A 20,486-nucleotide genomic window follows, 5' to 3' on the forward strand; every position below is an offset into this window, starting at 1 on the left:
TGTAAAGAGTATAAACCTTTCCATCGGTTTAAAGAACAGTTCCATAAATTAAGCTTTAATGAGAATGAGATTTATCAATGGTAAGAACTATCCTATTTTTGATAATTTATTTTCTTTTATCTACGCTACTATTTTCAAAAGCCACCAAATTAAAAAGCTGTCGCATACGGCTACGAACACGAATGCCGTAAAGATCTTCTAGCTCTTGAGCATTTAGATTGGTAGTAGCGTGAGTTTTAATTTTTTTATCTAAGAATAGGTCATAACGAGACAGCAGGATTTCACCCATTACATTGCAGTCTTTTCCATAATGCCTTCCAATAGGTTCAACTCCCAAATCATCAAAACAGAAAAATTGGGTGTTGCCATAATCTTCAATAGTTTTATAACCAAGGTGATTAAAACCAAAAACGATATTTCGTGTAGGCACAACCTCATAAGGCTTTCGATGTGGCACTAGATTTTTCAACAACCGAATCAAAGAAGTCTTTCCACATCCAACAGGGCCAGAAAGCAAAATACCTTTATCAATATCAATCCCAAATTCTTTACAGGAAATTCCATCCTGGATAAAGTAGAGGCATAGTTTGTAGAGAACATCTCGGTCTTCTTTGTAGATTTTGAATTTCTTCCCAAACAACAATTTCCCTTTAGCATCCAGATAGACCAACATCTTATCAAAATCATAGACAATTTGATTGCCCTTCATCATACCCAACGTATACTGCACAGCTCCTTCAACAATGATATGTGGCTTTGGATAACTCATAAGGGTTCACCATAGCTTTTATCTGAATTGGTCTTTAGGTTGTCCTGATATGGGACACTTCCCAGATGGTTTTCATCATTTTCAGAATTTAATTTTTTAAAATTTTCACGTTTATTTATGTTTTTACTGTTTTCAATAGTTTGCATATGTTTATTTATAGGTACCAATGCTTGTCCAGTACTTGTCCCAATATTGGTACTGCTTGGGTACAGTGCTTGTTCGATGCTTGTCCCAAAATTGAACATCTTGATTCTACTCCCTTTAAATGGATTGTGCGATGGTGTGTAGAGCAAATAATTCCAATGGCTCAATTCTTTGATACATCTGTGATACGTAGACTTTGAGCCAATCTTTGAGAATGCCATCACTTCTTCTCGGTTGATGTAGAATTCATCCTTGAAGAAATTGTAGTTCCAAATCTGAAACAAGGCTACATACAAACTGATATGTGTAGGGTTTAGTCGGCTGTCTTTAGAAAATTGCTCAAACACTCCATTGAGGTGCTTGATATAGTTGATGTCTCTCAAACCAATAGCTAGAATTTATTATGAATCCTGTTTTGCTCTAAAACTTGCATAATTTCCTGATAGTCATAATACAATACCCCTCCTATTTTGGTATAGGGTAACGTGCCATTGATACGTAGATTTTGCAAAGTGCCTGGAGAGATTCCCAAAAGTTCTCTGACCTCTGGTGATTTAAGCCATTTCTTGGCAGGTTGTCCGTTTTGATTTTGTAAAAGTTGCTTGATGTCGTCGAGTAGTTCAAGCTTAAACTCTCGCAGGTCTTCTGTTGTAATAATTGTTGCGCCCATTTTCTTTGCTTTAAAAACAAAGCCGCCATGGTTTATTTTTTTAAGGGGCGGCTTTGTCGTGATTTGACTTTCGTAGCACAAAACTCAAAAAGAAAACGGGAACAAACTCCACAGTTGGTAACAAGGTGGGGGATTTTTTCACCTATATATTTTGACCCGGATTGAAGGCATTATCACACTTTGAAACTTGTAAAAAAACCTAGGTAAAGAGGAAATGGGGCCTCAGTACCTTAACTTCCAAAACTCCCAAGTGGGTACCTACTTGGGGGGAAATCAAATGTTCATTCATCCAAGGATTCCATACGTCTGTTCAGCATTTCGATCAACTTATCCAGAAAGCGGGTCTTACTGGTCTTCCTTGACCGTATATCGATAAAGGTATGGTAGTAATTGCCAAGGTCAATGTTGTAAAAATGCTCAAAATGGGAGGCCAGTCCCTTGATATCAACCGTTCCACTGTTGATGGAATTACTGGCGTGGAGGGCATATAATAGTTCTATCAGATCGGTCTTGCTTCCGGTCCAGAATAATTTTGATGGTTTTTCCATAGCTATGTTTTTTGGGGGTTCCAGAGTATTGTTAAGGTCATCCACTTCCTTTCTAAGGTACACGATCAGCATATCGTAGGCCATAATGGTGGCCACCGTCCCATCCTGACAGGTCGAAAATTGGTCATCGATCAGAAAATGGAACGATTCCAAGGGAAGCCTCAAGTCACGGTTCCCCCGGACAAAATATTGTTCATCCAATGACATGGCGCCACGACGGTAATAATTGTAAAATTCGAGATTATCGTTAAAGAAGGTCTGGAACTTATCGATTTGGTGCTGAAGATATTTGATCTGGGCAGCATTGTTCCCCCTGGGACGTTTGCTCTCAATATTGAACAGTTTGACATAATAGATAAGCTTGCTGAAGATCTGAGGCTTGACATGTTTGAAGAAGTAAATCTCATCTGCTTGGGCGGCAAAGGTTTTGCCCGTAATTTCCTTTTGCAGTTTTCGGATGCTTTTCTCAACCAGCACAATTCCCTTTTCTGCCTTGAAAAGAACATCACCGCCCCCACTTTCCAACGCATCCAATTGACCCTCAAATTCCGATAGCAGCTTTTGATATTTCATGCCTGCATTCCATTAATGCTGGCCTTCCATGACTCCCAAAAGTTCCAAAATAAAATTGTCCCTAGTCTGGAGGTACGCATACTTTTCATGGACCCTGGCACCTAATTTTCTTTTCTCAAAAGCAGCGGTCATCCCAAAATCAATTTTGGGCGCACCCAGTTCCAGGGCACGTTCAATGGTTCGGTACAACAACTGACGGTAGGTGCCATATTTATCCAAGAAACCATAATCCATCCCCACAAAGGCCGGCACATAGACCTGACCCGAATTGTTGTAACAGAACATAACGCCTAATATTCTTTCCGATTCCCCAATTGGGGTAAGGACAATAAACTCCCAAAGTATGCTTTCATTCATTTGTTCAAAGAGAACATCGGGAAATGGAAAAGTATTGAGTCCCAAGTTACGGGACTGAACCTCGCCAAATAAAGATTTGAATTGCAACAATTGTATAGGAGTACCCTTGGAAATCACTTTCACTTGGGAAGTCTTAAAATATGCCTGTATATCCTTTCGAAAGTGTCTTCTGTTCCTTGCCGAAAGTTGGGCCATATAAGCTTCCATGGTATGAATTCCTTGGAGGTCTACCGTACTCGATCTGGGCATCCGTACCCTCAAGAAACCACTGCCGTACAAAGGTTTGTTCCAATCTGTCTTTTCAGGAAAATCCCGGAGAACGGTCATCTTGGCACCAAACTCCAGCTCTTTCTTTTCCATAAGTTCCAAAAACACAAATAAGGCTTGGTCCGCCCTATCATGTGAAGCATCCCAATACAGATGGTCCCCTTCCGTGAACAGGCATCCTATGGAAAGCACTGTTGAGGATAAGTGATAGGGATTGCTCTTTCTTTCCTCCTCAACGCCCTTCGAAACTTGGGCATCGGCCAACATATCATCCTTCCAAAGGGATAAGGTCATAAATGTCACCAGAACAGGAACACCGAAATCATCCTTGATGATGACATAGCGAAATAGCCAGTTATGTTCTTTTTTTTCATTGCCCTGAAATACCGTTTCCAAGAATTTCAGCCCCTCCCAATCGTAAACACCCTGCCCGCCCAAATATCGGTTCCAAGTTGCTTTGTCCATTTGATTAATGGACTCCTTCACTTCCACTATCATGTTTTTTGGCTTTTTGGGTTCTTCCCTGACCTTTGGGTTTAATTTAAAGGCATGGAAAACCCGTTCTGCACTGGTATGTGTTTCTTCCAAAGCCTTAGGAAAATGATGGGTCATGGCCTCCACCAATCCTTTGATCTCCTCCGGTTGGTTATGTCTTGAAATGGTGATCCGCACTCCGGTGTTCTTGACCGGGACCGCAGGGAAGATACCAAGGTTCACATAAAACCCCTCCTGCATCAACCGGTTGACAAAATTGTACCCTGTCTTTGGCATTCCCGTTCCGATATAGAATACTGGGGATTCGTTATGATCGATTAAGGGAAGGTCCGTTTCCATCAGGCAATTGTTGAAATAGTCTATCCGTTGTCGTAGATCTTCCTGAAACTGATAGATCTCAGGGGAAAGATGGATTTTGGCCGAGGCTATGGCCGCGGCCACGGATGCCGGTTCCAATTGGGCCGAAAAGGTCAAGGGACCGCCAAAGGTCTTGATCTTGTCGTACATTTCAGGATTGGAACAGGCCAATACGGCACCACTGGCACCAAAGGTCTTGCTCAGGGTTCCGAACAACAGGACGTTCTCGGGCAATTTGCCCAATTGGTCCAGCACATAGCCCGTTCCATTTTTGCCCACCCAGCTCATCCCGTGCACATCATCAAAGTACAATCGTAGTTGTGGGTATTTGCTTGCAAGTACCATCAAATCGTTCACCGGGGCATAGTCCCCGTACATGGAATAGATGCCATCGGCCATATACCAAATGTGCCTTTTTGAATCCCTGTACTTTTTGATCTTCTCTTCCAACATCCCCAAATTGTTGTGGCGTATCATTTCAATGGGAACGCTCCTTGTCTTCAGCATCTTGGCCGCATTCTGGACACTCCAATGGACCTGATGGTCCAACACGATCACATCTTGATCGTCCACTGCACTTGGGATGACACCTAAGTGGCCCAAGGTGCTGTTCTTGGTAATGATGATCGGGGCGTTGTACATTCGGGTGACCAATTGCTCCAGTTCCCCATACAGGGGATTGGAAATATAGGATTTGGACAAGGGAAACTGGGTGCCGTAGTGCTCTATGGCCTGCATGGCGGCCCTTTTCAGCCTCAAATCCTGCTCAAGGCCCAAATATCCCGTTGTCCCAAAATGGTACAGTTCTTTCCCGTTGACCTTAATGGTCCTGCCCGAAAAGGATGTGCCCCCTGCATAGAGGTGCAACACCCCGGCTTCCTTTGCATCGGAAAAGACCTCGTGAACGGTGTTCAAAAAATTGTGGTGTTTGATCTTTGCCATTTTCTTTAGTTTTAATTGTCATAAAAAGTAATGGCATTTGTCAGATTAACCATGATCAATAATAATATCACTCCGTTTTAGATAAGCAAAATTCCTTTTCAGATAACCAAAACCCTTTTTAGATGGTGTTCTTTACTCCCGTATAGGAAATCAGATATAATATTTTTGTAAATTCATTCCCATTACCAGTTTTCACAACATGAAAAAGTCCCATGAGAACAAGTATGCGATTTATCTGTTGACCGATGACCTTTTACATATCATCTACAAGAAAGGGCATTATATTGACCTTAAGGCGGCACAGGTAATTGTCAGAGATCGAATGATGGTCCAGGAAGGCAAAGAAATGCCCGTACTCTGTGATATTCGTGAAGTACGCATGGTCAATAAACCTGCAAGGGATTATTTTGCCTTGGATGGATCTTTATTAATCAAGGCCTTGGCCTTTTTGATCGACCCTCCGGTCACGGATGTCATAAGTGCATTTTATCTGGGCACCCACCCCCACGCTGTTCCGACCCAATCATTTTCCACAACATCGGGGGCCTTAGGTTTCTTAAAGGCCTCCATGGTGATGATTGCCATTTTATGCATTATCCCCATTGGCATACATAGTTGAACCAATTGGATTGACATGCCCAACAAAGATGATTTCCGAGTAAAACGTATACAGCGAATGCTGTTGGAAATGGCACAGGGCAATTTTTTCTATAGTTTGGAACCTTCCGGCAAGAACGATAATGTGGCTTCTTTGGTTGTTATGCTCAACATGGTCAATGAGGAAATCAGGGCGTCCTTTATCCACCAAGGGTTTGCAAATGCACACACCACACCACAATATGTCATTCAGATGTCCCTACTTATGGATTCACAAGGTAATATCGAAATGATCAACAATAAGGTATGTTCCCTCCTGTCCCGTCTACCAAAGGACATTATTGGACATCCCCTTACGGAGCTCTTGACCGAAAGCTCACAAAGAAAGTGGATCAAAAAATTGCCCAGCCTTTTAAAAAAGGAACATTCTGAAACGGTCCTGAACTTGGAGTTTAATACCCCTGAGGGACTATTAATAAAGAAAGATTGCACCATATCCATTTTTCAGGCCCTTGATGGCACTGGCCGGAAAATTCTTCTGGACACCGTGTTTTTTTCAAAAGGAGAACCTTTCGGCAAAGGGCTTTGGAAAAATCCGCTTAAGGTGAGCAAGGGGGTCGGCAATCCGAAAGTCCGATTGAGCCAAGAGGATATTCAAATGATCCGTAAGGTCCATGACATGATTATCCACAATGTGAAAAATGACCTTCCCAAACTAAAGGACCTCGCCCTTCAAATAGGCACCAACGAGTTCAAACTGAAGTATGGTTTCAAACAACTCTACGGCACGACCATTTTTAAATTCTTGATACAGGAACGTTTGCGAAAGGCGAAGACGCTGATCCAATATACCAGCCTGTCCATCAAGACCATTGCCCACATGGCCGGATTCAAGAGCGTTCCCCATTTTTCAAGGGCCTTCAAGGAAAAATACGGTAGGTCTCCCAGTGACCTTCGGGGCTAAGACCCATAAATCCTCAAATTAAATCCCTCTTGGATAAGCAATCATCCCAGAGAAGTAAATTCGGCCCACGAACTTTACCATATCAATACAAAAATTATGGCCTTCAAAGGAAATCATCCTATCATCTTACAATTTATCAAGGTATTGTTCATCATCCTTTTTGTATATACTGCCAGCAGTAAATTGATGCAATTGGGCCAATTTCAAAATCGCTTGGATCGTTTTCCATTTATTTCATCCTATAGCGTTTGGATTGCCTTTGGGGTGCCCTTTGTTGAATTGGTCATTGTCGGACTGTTTCTTGTCCCAAGATATCTATTGACGGCCCTTTGTTCCAGTTTTACTTTGCTGTTCCTTTTCACGGCCTATATCGTCACCGTACTCCATTTCAGTGATTCCATTCCATGCTCCTGTGGTGGGGCATTGTCGGCCTTGGGATGGAAGGACCACATTCTGTTCAATACTTCCTTTATGCTCCTTGCACTATTGGGCATACTACTGGTCACCAAAAAATCCAAAAGACAAGCATTAAATCAAAATACTACGTAGTGTCAGGAGAAGCTGAAAACCTGTAAAAAAGAGTAGGCATTCAATAATTAAAATTTAATATCATGAAAACAAACGTTTTTAAATTCATTTTACCCGCCTTCGCCATTTTGTTGGCCGTTGGCTTTGCCTTTGCCACGGAGCATACCACTGTTGCCCAAGAAGCCCATTACTTCCTGCCAGGTCAGGGTTGGCAATCCACCACGGTGGAAGATGAATGCTACCAGGGAAGTAGCATACCCTGCGAATACAATGGCATACAACTGTATTCAGAACCTGATTTTGCAAGTATACAGTTGCGCAAACCCTAAACAGGACTTGCAATACCCATCAAAAAAAGGTGCCTAGAAAAGGCACCTTTTTCGCTAACTCAAAAATCTCCCAACCATGGACATATGAACTCTAGAACCAGCCCATGGCATACCATCCGTCCTTCTACAAACTTGTATTGATCTTTTTCAAGCATAATTGCCAATGCCCCAAAGTGGCCACATTCCTGTTCTTTTTTAACCCCTTTTCGATATCCGTCTTCAAGTCCATCAATTGCAACATCAAAAGACCTTTGGAATAATCGGTGTAGGCGAAGAATTGTCCGTTAGGATCAAATCCAGACACCTTTGTTTCCAACGCTCCTACCAAAGCCTCGATATAGGTCATTTGAATTTGCTGTCTCCTGCGACCCACATTACCAAAATCTTCCCACAACTCCATGAACAGCCCAAATTGCAATTGCCCCAAATAATCTTGGACCAGTCCTTGGTTCCCAAAGGTATTTTCCATTTGTTCCAATCGTTTCAATCTGGAAGACCGAATCAGTTCCATGACCAATCTTTGTTCATACTCCAACACTTTATCCGGAAATGTGGAGTGCCTCGTCCGTGCGTGGAATTTCGGATCCGTCAACCACTTCGGTGGATTAAAGGCATTGTGCATCAAGAAATCAAGGGCTTCCCATTGAGATTTCAATGGAATTGGAACGAACATTCTCCCTGGTTGGTTGATGGATTTATAATGAATCCCATGTCCCCCGATAACGGAGACCACATGCCGCATATGGTGATACCATAACTCCACGGATTTGTTGTAGAGACGTATCAATCTGGCGTTGTCCTTTTGGTCGGCACAGACTCCGGGAATCAGTTCGATTACACGTTCCAAATTCTTTAGCGCCAATACCGTGCTTTTTACGGGATCGTTGGTCTCGACCACTTCATCTGTCCTACCGGGACCTATGATCTCAAATTGGGAATCATTGTACCGATACCAAGAAATGGAATCCTGTAATCTTATCATATCCTCGAGCGCAGCCGATTCAGCATCGGGCGAAGTCTTGGACGGAAATTCCCTATAGGCCCAACAGATGGCATAAATATCGGCTGGGCCCACTTTCTGAACAAGCAATGACGGGGGAATCCCATCTTCCGGTTGTGCAATGTTGTTGGGCCTGGTATAGTTCATGATGCTCGGGGTGTGCCCCATGGTCCCCAACCAATCCGTATCGTTCATTTTATCGACCGGATAACTGTACTCGCCAAAATTGCCATCATTAAGGCCAAGGGCGTGGCCCGTTTCATGTGCTGCCAAACATTGAAACAATCGTCCTATCAATGCATCGGGAAAGGGAAAGCTTTGGGCCCTTTTGTCAAGAGGGGCCGCCCTAGTGAAATAACGATTTTCAAGGTTCTGCCGGGTTGCGTTCAAAAAAATATCACTTTTCAAGATCTCTCCGGTCCTATAATCCGTCACCAACGTAGCCGTACCACCATATTCCTTATGGTAGGAATCTCGAAAATAGCGTTCACGACCCCAATAAACAATATTGTTCCCAATGCTGTTCCGTTGCCAATCACTCAAGCTATCGACCTCCGAGACCACAATGGCATCCTTGAATCCGGCCGCCTCAAATGCGGGCAACCATTCCATGATACCGGCCTTTACAAAAGATCTCCACTTTTTTGGGATTTCAGGGGACAATATAAAAGTGATGGGCTTTAGGGGAACGCTTATCGATTGGTCGCTGTCCTTCTTTTCCAAACGCCATCGGCTGATATTGGCCCTATTGTTATGTACCCCATTTACCTGTATTCCATGGGTAATATCCTGAAAATGTTCATTGATAAAACCCATCCGATAATCATATCGCCGGCCCTTTATGGGCTTGCCCAAGGCACAGAAACCAAAATATAAGGGTACCGATACCTTGGATTTATATTTGACCATCCCCCGACGGGTCTTGATAATGACCTCATTCTCCAAATTCTTGGCTTCCAAGAGCAGCGATATATCCGAAATGGGCTTTCCAAAGGACACCCCAAACCATTGGGGCCACGCTATATCCTGTTGTAGCACAAGGTCGGTGATATTGATACAATAACTTCCCTGTTTACCACCATTCTTTTCGATTGGAAATGCGGCTATGACATTATCCATAAGGGTAAGGTTCTTGGCAACGGGCAAAATCACCCCCGCAGTAGACTTGATGCTCTGGGATTTCAAGAGTATTTTATCCCTGAGCAGGGACCAGACCACCTGCATATGGCTGCGCCTTTTATCAGAGTGGCATACAAATAACATGGGCTTGTCCAGTATCATTTTGGGAACCTTTAAATAGAGTTGGTCCCCTTCCATAAAAGAGGTCAGAAAGCTTTCATCGTCAAGAAACCCGGCAGTTGGCACTAGCCCCTGCGCGACATATACTTGATTGTCTGCATGGGCAGACATATATAGTGCAAAAAATAAGAGTAGTATAAAATGTTTCATAAGCTTAAATTATTTGAAATTGAAAATCCAATACGCTAGACCCTACCAATCCATAGGGTCTAGCTGTATTTTTTAGCGGTATCAATACCCTGGGTTTTGAGGCAGTAGCTTGGGATTGGCCTCAAACTCCGTTTCGGGAATGGGAAGCAGCGTATGGGTCTCTTGCCAATTTGGTTTGATGGCGCCCAATATACTTCCAGCATTATCGGTTCGTTTTAGGTCGAACCAACGATGGCCCTGTTCCGTGAACAGTTCCACCCTACGCTCGCGAAGTATCGCCTCCAAAAGATCGTTTTCGGTATTAGCCGTGGTGTTTGGCAGGCCGGCCCGGTTCCTTATGACATCCAGATCGGTCCTTGCACCAAGTATATCCTCCATATGTACCCGGGCCTCTGCACGGATCAAAAACTGTTCGGCCAATCGAAACAGAATGGAATATTCCAAGGATTCTGTTTCATTAAGACCAGCCTTGTATTTATGGGCATAATACAGGGTTATCGTATTATCGGAATCCGACTGGCTTCCTACCCAATGGTCCAAACGCAGGTCTCCATTTTCAAAGACCCCCAATAAATCATCGGTCAGGGCATAGGTCTGACCAGGAATGGTCTGGATGATCATCTGTACGGCCTCCCGCGTATTCTTCGGAAAATCCGCATCCGCCCTGAGCTGCCATAGCGTCTCTTGGGAACCCTTGAGGAACACTCGATCTAAATCGGTCTCCAACTGGAAAGCATTGATAAGCACAGTGGCCAAGGATGCCGTTTTTTCCCAATTTTGGACATACAGGTACACCCTTGCCAATAGAGCCTTGGCCACAAAATCATCGGGCAATACCCGATCTGGGGAAATAGTGTCCACACCTTCCAACAGCGCAATGGACTCCTCAAGATCCGATATGATATTTTCATATACCTCTATCTGGGGCATCCGGGACACGATATTGTTCTCCCGGTAATCCGTTGTTTTGATATAGGGAACATCCCCGAAAAGGGACACCAACAAACTATGGATATACGCCCTGACAAACAGGGCCTGTCCCTTGAACACCTTTGTTTCATCAGGGGTCAGTACATCCGATGCCACTACTCCCTTGATTATGTCATTGGCTCCGTAAATAAGATGATAGGCCTGTTTCCACCAATCCAAGATAATCGTGTTATTGGATAATACGTTATGCTGGAACAATTGGGTATAATCGGCATTGAACCCATAATAATCCAGCTCATCACTATACATCCCCAATACGGGGGTCAGGCCATAGGTACCAGCTACCATGCCCTGTTCCCGCATATCATAATACAGATTTGCCAAAGCGGACTCCACAGTTGCGGAATCATTGAACACGGTTTCGGATATCAGTATGTTCTTAGGGGCTTCTACCTCCACAAAATCTGAGCACCCCATCAGTAGGAACATCACCACTAGAAGGATAGGGTAATGACCCAATGGATCACATCTTAAAAATGGGGCCGGAAAGGCCAGTTTTCGATTTTTATTGTTCTTTACTTTTTTCATCATTCTTTTATTCGGATTAAAAACTGATCTGGAGGCCCAAGGTGAGCTGTCTCAAAGGGGGCAAACGGGTATTGTTGGGCCGTTCGGGATCTGGTCCCGTATAATCGGTCAAGGTCCAAAGGTTCTGTCCCTGTAGATATACATTAACATCCAAACCATTATCAAATGTGGGCACCTTATAGTTAAGGGAAATGTTCCGCAACCGAATAAAGGAGGCATCCGAAACAGCGGCATTGCTCCTTTGTTGATACGATCCCAAGTCTTCGACCGTGGTAAATCCACTGGAAGCCCTTTGGATGGGGTTCTCATCCCCCGGTTGTTGCCATCGGTCAAACAGTTCCACCGGGACATTGCCCTTGAACCCCGGGGTGGCATCAAATCGAAGGGTATTATAGGCTTTCTGCTTTTTAAACTGAAAAAAGACATCCAAGGTCACATTCCCAAATGTTAGGGAATTGCCCAGACCACCATAAAATTTGGGTGCCAAATCCTCTACCCATTCCAGATCCCCTGAACTACTGATATTTCCGTCACCATCATAGTCCTCGAACTGATAGATCCCGGTCTGCGTATCCACACCAAGGGCATGGTACAGCTTGACGATGGTCAAGGGCTGTCCGATGATGTAACGGTTGGAAAAGGTGGACGATTCCAATCCATCAAAGGCCACCAGTTTGTTCTTAGGCACGGTAAGGTTGAAGTTGGTGCTCCATTTGAACCCCTTTGACCGCACATTGACCGAGCGTAGGTCCACCTCAAGGCCCGAGTTCTCCACAACTGCATCAAAATTTCCCCTAAGTTCGGGGAACCCAGTGGTTGCTGCCAAGGGTATCCCCACCAATTGATTGGAAGACCGGTTCCTGTACCATGAGGTATTGATCAGCAGTCGGTCCTTGAAAAAGCCCAGTTCCATGGCCGTTTCCAGTTTTCGGTTGGACTCCCAACCAAACTGCGGGTTAAAAATGCCCGTAGGCTCCAAGATCGTGGTGCCATCATATTCATCACCAGAAACCGTATAGGTGTCCAGAAACCGATAGTCCCCAATATTGTCACTGCCCGTGGTACCATAACTGCCACGCAATTTCCCAAAGCTCAAAAGGGAGCTTTCCCCAAAAATGGGTTCTTCGGAAAAAACCCATGCAAGTCCAACAGCCCCAAAATTCCCAAACTGCTTCCCCGGGCCAAACCGGGAGGACCCGTCCCTACGCCCGGTCAGGTTAAGGATGTACCTACCCGACAGGTTCAGGTTGATGCGCCCAAAGACCGCGCTGTATCTATATTCACTATCCACATCGGAAATGATTTCCAAGGTTTCTGCGGTAGCCAGATTGTGCACCAGCTCATTATTGGGAAAGCCCCTTCCCCGTATCACCAGCTGTTGTGTGGTCTCCTGTTGAAAGGTTGTTCCCACTAGCATATCGAGGGAAAAATTGTTCCATCGCTCCCTCCAGTTCAATTGGGGTTCCACGATCCACGACTCCCTTTGGGAGGCATTGGTGGTCAGGTTGGAATAGTTTTGGGGCGTGAGGCCCAAACTGGGATTTCTTGCCGAGCTTGGCATGGCCCTATGGGTATCCAATCGATAACTCGTAAAACCCATACTGGACTTCAGTTCCAAGTTCGGCCAGATGGCATAGGAAATCAACATATTGGATATTAGGGTATTGATCCTTGCCTCAAAGTTTTCCTCCAAAGCGGCCAGTGGATTGTCCCACGAATTGTTTTCCCAGTTCAAGTTCCCCTCATCGTCATATACTGCGGGAGCATTGGGCTCCAGGGAATAGGCCTTGAGGGTAAAGTCCGCTCCCGGCAATCGGTTGTCCTCATGGGTATAACTGGTGGAAAAGTTCATCCTGAACCTTTCATTTTCTGACCGATGGTTCACATTGCCATGGATGTTGGCCTTCCTATAATTGGCATCCCCGGGAAATACGGTAGTTTCCTTTTGATAGGCACCACTGACCAAAAACTGTGTGCCGACACTACCTCCCGAAACCGAGAGTTGGGCATTGTTCCGATAGGCCGTGCCTCCGATAAGCTCCTGCTGCCAATCCGTATAGCGATCATTGTCCCAAGACTTGATATCGGGCCAGAAAAAATCAAACACGGGATTCTCCAACAGGTCGGCAAGCCCGTCATTGGCGATTCCCTCCATGCGGATCTCCAAATACTGTTGGGTATCCATCAGGTCCAAAAAGTGGGACGCCCTGCCCAAGGAAGTGCTCAAATGGGCATCGAACCGGGTTTTGCCCGATTTTCCCTTTTTGGTGGTGATCAGCACTACTCCATTGGCCGCCCTGGAGCCATAGATGGCCGTGGCATCGGCATCCTTCAATACCTCAATGCTTTCAATATCATTGGGATTAATGGCATTGAGTGGGCTGATGCCCCCTCCAATGATCTCACTGGAGACCCTCGATGCCGCCAAGGATTGGGAACCAAAGGGAACCCCGTCCACAATAAACAAGGGGTCTGAAACACCATTGATAAAATTCCTGCCACGGACGGCTATTTCAAAACTTCCCCCGGGAACCCCGGTGTTCTGGACAATGTTCACCCCGGACAAATGCCCCTGCATGGCCGCCAAGGGATTCCCCACCGGTTGTTTTTCCATGACAGCGGCCTTTATAACAGCTATATTGCCTGTCCGTTCTTTTTCCGAAACCGTATAATATCCTGCATTTAGCACCACCTCATCCAATTGGGTCACGTCTTCCTCCAGTTGTACATGTATCTGTTTTTGACCGGAAACAACAACGGTTTGGGCCCTAAAGCCCAAGGCTGAAAAAATAAGGCTGTCATTGGGATTGGCCTGAATATGAAAAGAACCGTCCAAATCCGTAATGGTTCCCCGCTTCGATGATGCCACTTGTACGGTCACCCCCATTAGAGGTTCTCCCTCCTTGTTGGTAACAACACCCTTAACCGAGGATTGAAACGCTCCATTTCGGAGCATGACTTCAATCTTTATTCGAGTATCCGCCAAGACCATTTCGGTGAGCCAAGGTGAAAACAATACATAAAAAACTAGGTACAGGGATATCCTGTAGGTACAAATCGGTAATTTTTTCATAATTTTAAAAGGTTTGACTATTTTTTGAAATGGATTAGACCGCCCTCCATGTACTCGTCAAAGTGTGTGGAGGGTTTTGTGTGTTCCCTATGGCCAAAACGGCCATGGGCAAGGATCTGGGCAAAGGCCATCCTGTCCAAGGTGTAATGCTCCTTGGAAATGGGATTCCTTAAAAGTTAGTGGCTATTGTTTTGTGCATGGGCTGGTCGCCCAAAAATGGAGTCGTCAGTTATGGGACAAAGGGATATCGATTACCGGAAATAAATGAGCAAGTATCCCATAACTATAGCCTAGGGTTGATCAAATGGGGTTTTTGGGCTTTTTCTTAAAGAGGATATCGAACACCGAGGGCATTGCTCCAAAAATAGAGCAGGCGAGCGAAGCAACCCTTTTTAGAAAATAAAATCCAATGTTTCCCATAACCCTATTGGTTGGGCGACACCCCGAAAAAGACAAAAAGAAACCTAACGCTAAGAAAAAGTTGAGATGAACCGAAATCTAAAAAAGGCGCGGAACTCAACTTACCATAGTAGAGGTACTGGTATACCTTGCAGATGATAAGAGAGCCCACGCCCGGGTCGTGAGCAATCCGCTTATCCTCCCATCTGCATTAAATTACCAGTTTTCTACTATGAGATTCCAAGCGATAGCTTCAAATATTTTTAAACGAAGAATCGCAAATTATGTATTTCATTGGCAATATACCAAATTACCCTATTCGATACAAATATGTATCGAATAAACTTTGTGTTTTTCTCAAATTTTACTAAATGGGAAAAATTAGCACTGCAGACATAGAACTAATAAATATCCAAATAGGTAGCTTGCTAAGACTAGCCAGATTAAGAAAGGGGCTTTCTCAACTTGATTTAGCACTTCTGATAAACTCAAACCCAACAATGATTGGAAGAATAGAAAGATTCAAAGGTAAAACCAGTTGGGAAAAAATTCTCGTCATCTGTAAAGAACTAGATTTTAATTTTTGTGAACTTTTTGAACTACGAAGCAAAGAATCTCTTTTGTCAGTCGTTGAAGAAACTTTGCAGTATGAGGACAAACTTACCAAGGAAAAAATGAAGTTCTACGATTCCCTTAAAAGAGAAATTGAAGAAAAATTTAAGTTAGTCGGAAAAGGTCATTAATTATATTTTAGCCTTACCCATTGAATTAGCACCATTTCCTTACAACATTTTTACTAAATATTCTTACATTTATATCTTATTCTCCCCCAAAGTTTATTGAACAAGATATCTGCTATGCCGTTTGATTAACGCAAAAACTTTGGTATGGCCCACAAAGTTGGTGGTATATACACAAGAAAGTTAAGTATATAAACAAGTTAGAGCTAATTTGAAAACATTATGCAAAGATTTGATTATCGTGCTATTTATATTCATTGTGATGGTTCAATGATGTACGATTCTCAATCTAGTGGTGGAATTGGATATGTGATTAAATTTCCTGAATACTTGGAGCTTGAAGATGTTTCAGAACACGACGGATATAATAGACTATTCGTAACTATGCACAACAATGACACACATCCACGGCCAAATAGAATCCTTAAAAAGAATCCGGGAAACCTTGGACAAAAACGGGATTACTATATTCAATTCCGTTGGTGATATACGCAGATTCCTTAAAAACTATGATAATGAAAAAGAGGCACTGTTCTTTACCACCGAACGGGATTTTGACTTGGAGTTGGACACCCTTCAAGCAGAGGGGTTTCATCTTCAAAAGCACTATGACACCCTAAAAAGCCAAGCAGAAACAAAACTCAACGATAGGATAAACAACCTCAAAACCAAGTGCACAACCTTATCCGGCCCTGCCAAAAATGCCGTAATGGAACTGCTGCATTGGTACCAACTCCAATGCTTCCTTGCCATCAAATTCCTGTTGGTAAAAAGCTTCAATAAAATCATCAAGGTTAAAACCCATAAAACACAAAAGCACCTGAAATTGGCCCTAGAAAGAATCAACCATTTTGCAATTAACAGACAAGAAATCATCTCTGCTCGCTGCAGCCCAAAATTTAAGGAACTTGAACATGCAAAAACAACAGTCACTGCACTCGATAATTTGATTGCCGGGGCCATTGGTGAAAATCTGGTGGCCAAGGAACTGGAAAAGCTATCCGATGACTATGTATTGATCAATGATTTTTCACTCTCTTTCGAAAAACCCATTTACAACAAAAAGGAGAATGACCGGATCTTCAGTATCCAGATCGACCACCTTTTAGTCACCCATGCGGGTATCTTTATTATTGAAACCAAGAACTGGAGCAAGGCATCCGTCGCCAGAAATAACCTTAGGTCCCCAGTACAACAGATACAACGGGCTAATTTTGCCCTTTTTGTGCTCCTTAATGGCAACAAACAAGGAAACAGAGTATTGAAGCAACATCATTGGGGCCATAAGAAACTGACCATAAGAAGTATTGTGGCCATGATCCACCACAGGCCCAAGGAACAGTTCAACTATGTCGCTATCAAAACCCTTAGGGAACTCAATGGGTATATAGAACGTTTTGAACCGATATTCGATACATCGGAGGTTCGCAGTATTGCGGATTATCTGATGGGGATAAAAAACTAGGGAACAGGATTTCAGTTCCAGTCACCGTACATAGAAAGTATGCTATTGGACCGTGCGCTGCAATCCCAATCGTTTTGCACAAACCAACTTCGTAGAGCCCCTTACGTTTAATCCCGTTATATTTCTTTTTTTTATATGCAAATACGTATAGTTTGATATTTTTAAACATTATTATATCTAATTACATATAATTTTGTAATTTTAAACGTTTTTATATTCAAAAGCATATAATGAAACGATTGGATACGTTTGTCAAACAACGAAGAAAAGAGGTCAACCTCACCCAGGAAGAATTTTCCGAGCGTGCGGGAGTGGCCCTGACCGTGGTACGTAAAATAGAACAGGGAAAGACCAACCTGAACATGGACAAGGTCAATCTGGTCCTCCGCATGTTCGGTCATGAGCTTGCTCCCGTAAACCGTAAAGATTTGAATCATGAGGCAGGGTAAGGTATTTTATAAAGACCAATGGGCAGGGGTAATCACTGAAACCGATGATGGGGACTATGTATTCCAGTACAGACCGGAATATGTAAGGGAACACCCCACCGACTTCATCACCTTTACGATGCCCGTAAGTGAAACTCCGTATGTGGACAATCGCCTCTTTCCCTTTTTTGAAGGCTTGATTCCAGAAGGTTGGTTATTGGACATTGCTTCCAAAAACTGGAAGATCAACCCCAACGACCGTATGGGCCTTTTGTTGGCCTGTTGCCAAAACTGTATCGGGGCCGTAAGTGTTCAACCTATAACCGAAACCGATGGCACATAGATGTCTTTACTGTTATAAAGCCGTGGAGGCAGGAACCGATTTCCATCAAAAATGTTCCCAGGAATTCTTTGGCACCCCTGCTCCCCCGCATATTCCATATACCTTGGACCAAATGGATGAATTGGCCAAGAATGTGGTGGAACGCAGTATTGCCGTACCCGGTGTACAACCCAAATTGTCCCTTTCCCTGATCCGACGAACCAAAGCGGAATCGGACAATAGATTGACCGTGGTAGGTGCCTTGGGGGGACAGTTTATTTTCAAGCCCCCTTCGGAAAAGTATCCGGAAATGCCGGAAAACGAACATCTTACCATGTGTATGGCCGAGCAGTTCGGCATCCGTGTGGTCCCCAGTTCCTTGATCCGTTTGGCATCGGGGGAGCTCTCCTATATCACCAAACGTATTGACCGGACCGAGGATGGGCAAAAAATCCATATGATTGATATGTTCCAGATTACCGAGGCCTTTGACAAGTACAAGAGTTCCATGGAGAAAGTGGGCAAGGCACTGGATACCTATTCGAGCAATACCCTCTTGGACAAGGTGCTCTATTTTGAACTGGCGCTCTTCTGTTTTTTGACAGGAAACAATGACATGCACCTCAAAAACTTTTCCATGACCGAAAGTCCCTCGGGATGGGTCTTGGCCAAGGCTTATGACCTATTGAACGTAACCATTGTCCTGCCAGAGGACACCGAAGAACTGGCCCTCACCATCTGTGGTAAAAAAAAGAAGCTCAAGCGCAGTGATTTTGAACAATTGGGCCAAGATCTGGGACTCACCCAGAAACAGATCGAGGGTACATTTGACCGGATGGCCAAAAATAGGGATACGGCAATGTCTTTGGTGGAAGATTCCTTTCTTTCCAAAAAAATGAAGGCCGCATACGTGGCCGTATTGGAGAAGCGTTATGCACAACTGGAACTATAGGTCCAAAGCTTCCCTATTGAAATATCGACTTGATTTCCCCATGCACCTTTAGGTAATGCTGCTCCAAATCCTTTTCCGTAACCTTTAAAGGTTTGGGCAATTCCCTACTAATCTTCGGTTTTGGAAACCGTACCTTCCGATCCTTCCCGTCCGCAAAGACCACGAACTCTCCCTGCTTCAACCGAAAGAACACCTCGGCCCTCCGCTTGGAGACTTCCTTTTCCCCTTCGGTGATCCGTCGTTCCAGACTCAGCCCTGAACTTTTGCTCACGCTCCGTGTGGGGCGTTTAACAATCTCAAAAAAACGTTCATAGTATTTGGCGGTATCGGGATTGTTCACCTTACCGAAAAACTGATAGGACAGATTGGATAGAATCGCCTTACTGGCCTTTTCGCCGTACATCATATCGTTCTGAATCTTGTCCTGCAGCACATAAAGGCTAACAATATCATAGCTCCTCAAAGTAGCCGGTATCCGGTGCATGTTCAGTAGCCTAAGCGTCGAAGCCTCTTCCAACAACATAAATGAGGGCTTCCGGTGTCTCTGGGACATTTGTTTGGAAATGGTATGGATAATGGTGGCGATCACTGGTGAGAGCGAGGCGTCCTTTTGCGGATTGTTCACCAGGGCAATGACAGCAGGGTTCTCGGGGTTATTGATATCCAAGGGAATCTCATCCGCGGACAGTACCGTGAATATCTTCCGGGTACTGATCTTTTTGATGGCATTGGCCAAGGTGCTCAGTACCCCTGCAGTCTGCCGCTCCGACCCCACCCCGCTGATAAAGGCATCGGCCATGGCCCGAGAGGTAATGTTGCCCCGTAGGAACTTGATCAGGCTCTTGATGCCCAACTGCTGGTAAAGGGCCATCAGGTGGGGCAAGGTACAATAATCGGGATAGTCCTTTTTCAATCGCCAAATCAACCCACTGATCAGCCCTTCCGCGGCATCCTTAAAAAAGCGGGAGGTGCTGTTCTCGTCGGAATCCCTAAGCTCCATAAGGTTTTCCAAAAGGACCCGGGAGACCTCGTGCACACTTTCCTCATCGGGCAGGTACCTTGGGGCTATGGGGTTCACCCGGTTATAAATAGGGTCAAAGGATACGATATGGAAAGGCACTTTTGTATCTTCCCACAACGGACAGGCCATTTCCGTTATCTCAAAATCCTTGTAATCATGGATGATTCCGGAAAAGTCCTCCTTTTGAAAATGCGTCAAAAACCCATAGATAACACTTTCAGTCTTCCCGCTCCCCGCAGAGGCGATCACAGAAACTCCCCGACGGATGTTCCCAAGAACCAAGGGACGGCCACGGACTTTCAATTTCACTTGAAAGACCTTGGATTCTTTTTGGGATTCATCACCACTTCCCACCAAACCAAAAATAACGGTATGTATGAACAAAAGAGGTGCCCATAACAGCATCAGACCCTTCAACAAACCTTCCATACCCCATAACGCCCAATTGATTGTGGCCAATAGCACTAAAATGAGTGGTACCACAGCACCTCCATACTTCACAAATCTAATCGCAGCATAGGAAATCCCGCTCCCAAAAGACAGCGCCACCATAATTTGTATCCATCCAATATCTTCCAT

18 protein-coding genes are annotated in these 20,486 nt (G+C 44.3%); 9 read left to right on the forward strand and 9 right to left on the reverse strand.

All coding sequences use genetic code 11. From position 1 onward, the window contains the following. Positions 1–106: 106 nt before the first annotated feature. The 5 genes from HME9304_RS03015 to HME9304_RS03035 form a co-directional block, all read right to left on the reverse strand. Positions 107–769 (reverse strand): P-loop NTPase family protein, encoded by a 663-nt coding sequence (locus HME9304_RS03015; protein ID WP_112377186.1) that lies wholly within the window; start codon positions 767–769, stop codon positions 107–109. After that, positions 766–1,296, reverse strand: a complete 531-nt coding sequence (locus HME9304_RS03020) for a hypothetical protein (protein WP_112377187.1) — start codon at positions 1,294–1,296, stop codon at positions 766–768. Before HME9304_RS03020 ends, HME9304_RS03015 begins: the two co-directional genes overlap by 4 nt. A gap of 8 nt (positions 1,297–1,304) precedes the next feature. After that, positions 1,305–1,583 (reverse strand): helix-turn-helix domain-containing protein, encoded by a 279-nt coding sequence (locus HME9304_RS03025; protein ID WP_112379705.1) that lies wholly within the window; start codon positions 1,581–1,583, stop codon positions 1,305–1,307. A gap of 281 nt (positions 1,584–1,864) precedes the next feature. After that, complete coding sequence (locus HME9304_RS03030) at positions 1,865–2,704, reverse strand: RteC domain-containing protein (RefSeq protein ID WP_112377188.1); 840 nt, start codon at positions 2,702–2,704, stop codon at positions 1,865–1,867. Between the two features lie 12 nt (positions 2,705–2,716). Continuing rightward, positions 2,717–5,122 (reverse strand): aminotransferase class I/II-fold pyridoxal phosphate-dependent enzyme, encoded by a 2,406-nt coding sequence (locus tag HME9304_RS03035; RefSeq protein WP_112377189.1) that lies wholly within the window; start codon positions 5,120–5,122, stop codon positions 2,717–2,719. A 199-nt stretch (positions 5,123–5,321) separates the two neighbouring features. On the opposite strand from HME9304_RS03035, the gene HME9304_RS03040 reads away from it, so the two are divergent. The 4 genes from HME9304_RS03040 (at position 5,322) to HME9304_RS03055 (ending at position 7,540) form a co-directional block, all read left to right on the forward strand. After that, complete coding sequence (locus HME9304_RS03040; protein ID WP_112377190.1) at positions 5,322–5,741, forward strand: DUF7793 family protein; 420 nt, start codon at positions 5,322–5,324, stop codon at positions 5,739–5,741. Positions 5,742–5,756: 15 nt separating this feature from the next. Next, entirely contained in the window at positions 5,757–6,683 is a 927-nt protein-coding gene (locus HME9304_RS03045; protein ID WP_112377191.1) for a helix-turn-helix domain-containing protein, read from the forward strand. A gap of 96 nt (positions 6,684–6,779) precedes the next feature. Further along, positions 6,780–7,232, forward strand: a complete 453-nt coding sequence (locus HME9304_RS03050; RefSeq protein ID WP_112377192.1) for a MauE/DoxX family redox-associated membrane protein — start codon at positions 6,780–6,782, stop codon at positions 7,230–7,232. A 62-nt stretch (positions 7,233–7,294) separates the two neighbouring features. Next, the gene (locus HME9304_RS03055; protein WP_112377193.1) at positions 7,295–7,540 is read left to right on the forward strand and encodes a DUF6520 family protein; all 246 of its coding nucleotides are present in this window, start codon (positions 7,295–7,297) and stop codon (positions 7,538–7,540) included. A 124-nt stretch (positions 7,541–7,664) separates the two neighbouring features. Here HME9304_RS03055 and HME9304_RS03060 read toward each other — a convergent pair whose 3' ends face one another. The 3 genes from HME9304_RS03060 to HME9304_RS03070 all read right to left on the reverse strand — a co-directional run bounded on the left by HME9304_RS03060 (position 7,665) and on the right by HME9304_RS03070 (position 14,580). After that, positions 7,665–9,989: a zinc-dependent metalloprotease gene (locus HME9304_RS03060; RefSeq protein ID WP_112377194.1), complete on the reverse strand. Its 2,325-nt coding sequence runs from the start codon at positions 9,987–9,989 to the stop codon at positions 7,665–7,667. A gap of 81 nt (positions 9,990–10,070) precedes the next feature. Further along, positions 10,071–11,510 carry a RagB/SusD family nutrient uptake outer membrane protein gene (locus HME9304_RS03065; RefSeq protein ID WP_112377195.1) on the reverse strand — a complete coding sequence of 480 codons (1,440 nt, stop codon included), beginning with the start codon at positions 11,508–11,510 and terminating at the stop codon, positions 10,071–10,073. A 13-nt stretch (positions 11,511–11,523) separates the two neighbouring features. Then, a complete protein-coding gene (locus HME9304_RS03070; protein ID WP_239023377.1) occupies positions 11,524–14,580 on the reverse strand; it encodes a SusC/RagA family TonB-linked outer membrane protein in 3,057 nt (1,018 codons plus the stop codon). Between the two features lie 770 nt (positions 14,581–15,350). Between HME9304_RS03070 and HME9304_RS03075 the strand changes: the two genes are divergently transcribed. From HME9304_RS03075 to HME9304_RS03095, 5 genes are all read left to right on the forward strand, one after another. Beyond that, positions 15,351–15,722 (forward strand): helix-turn-helix domain-containing protein, encoded by a 372-nt coding sequence (locus HME9304_RS03075; RefSeq protein WP_112377196.1) that lies wholly within the window; start codon positions 15,351–15,353, stop codon positions 15,720–15,722. A gap of 391 nt (positions 15,723–16,113) precedes the next feature. Next, positions 16,114–17,184, forward strand: coding sequence for a nuclease-related domain-containing protein (locus tag HME9304_RS03080; RefSeq protein WP_112377197.1), 1,071 nt, complete (start codon positions 16,114–16,116; stop codon positions 17,182–17,184). Positions 17,185–17,414: 230 nt separating this feature from the next. After that, positions 17,415–17,633: a helix-turn-helix domain-containing protein gene (locus tag HME9304_RS03085; RefSeq protein WP_112377198.1), complete on the forward strand. Its 219-nt coding sequence runs from the start codon at positions 17,415–17,417 to the stop codon at positions 17,631–17,633. Then, positions 17,620–17,955, forward strand: coding sequence for a HipA N-terminal domain-containing protein (locus HME9304_RS03090; protein WP_112377199.1), 336 nt, complete (start codon positions 17,620–17,622; stop codon positions 17,953–17,955). The genes HME9304_RS03085 and HME9304_RS03090 overlap by 14 nt, the downstream gene beginning before the upstream one ends. Then, on the forward strand, positions 17,945–18,886 hold the full coding sequence (locus tag HME9304_RS03095) for a HipA domain-containing protein (protein ID WP_112377200.1): 942 nt from the start codon (positions 17,945–17,947) through the stop codon (positions 18,884–18,886). The genes HME9304_RS03090 and HME9304_RS03095 overlap by 11 nt, the downstream gene beginning before the upstream one ends. A gap of 13 nt (positions 18,887–18,899) precedes the next feature. Here the strand turns inward: HME9304_RS03095 and HME9304_RS03100 are convergent, their stop codons facing one another. Continuing rightward, positions 18,900–20,486: a type IV secretory system conjugative DNA transfer family protein gene (locus HME9304_RS03100; protein WP_112377201.1), complete on the reverse strand. Its 1,587-nt coding sequence runs from the start codon at positions 20,484–20,486 to the stop codon at positions 18,900–18,902.

Origin of the sequence: Flagellimonas maritima (genome assembly GCF_003269425.1) — a bacterium.
GTDB lineage: Bacteria > Bacteroidota > Bacteroidia > Flavobacteriales > Flavobacteriaceae > Flagellimonas > Flagellimonas maritima.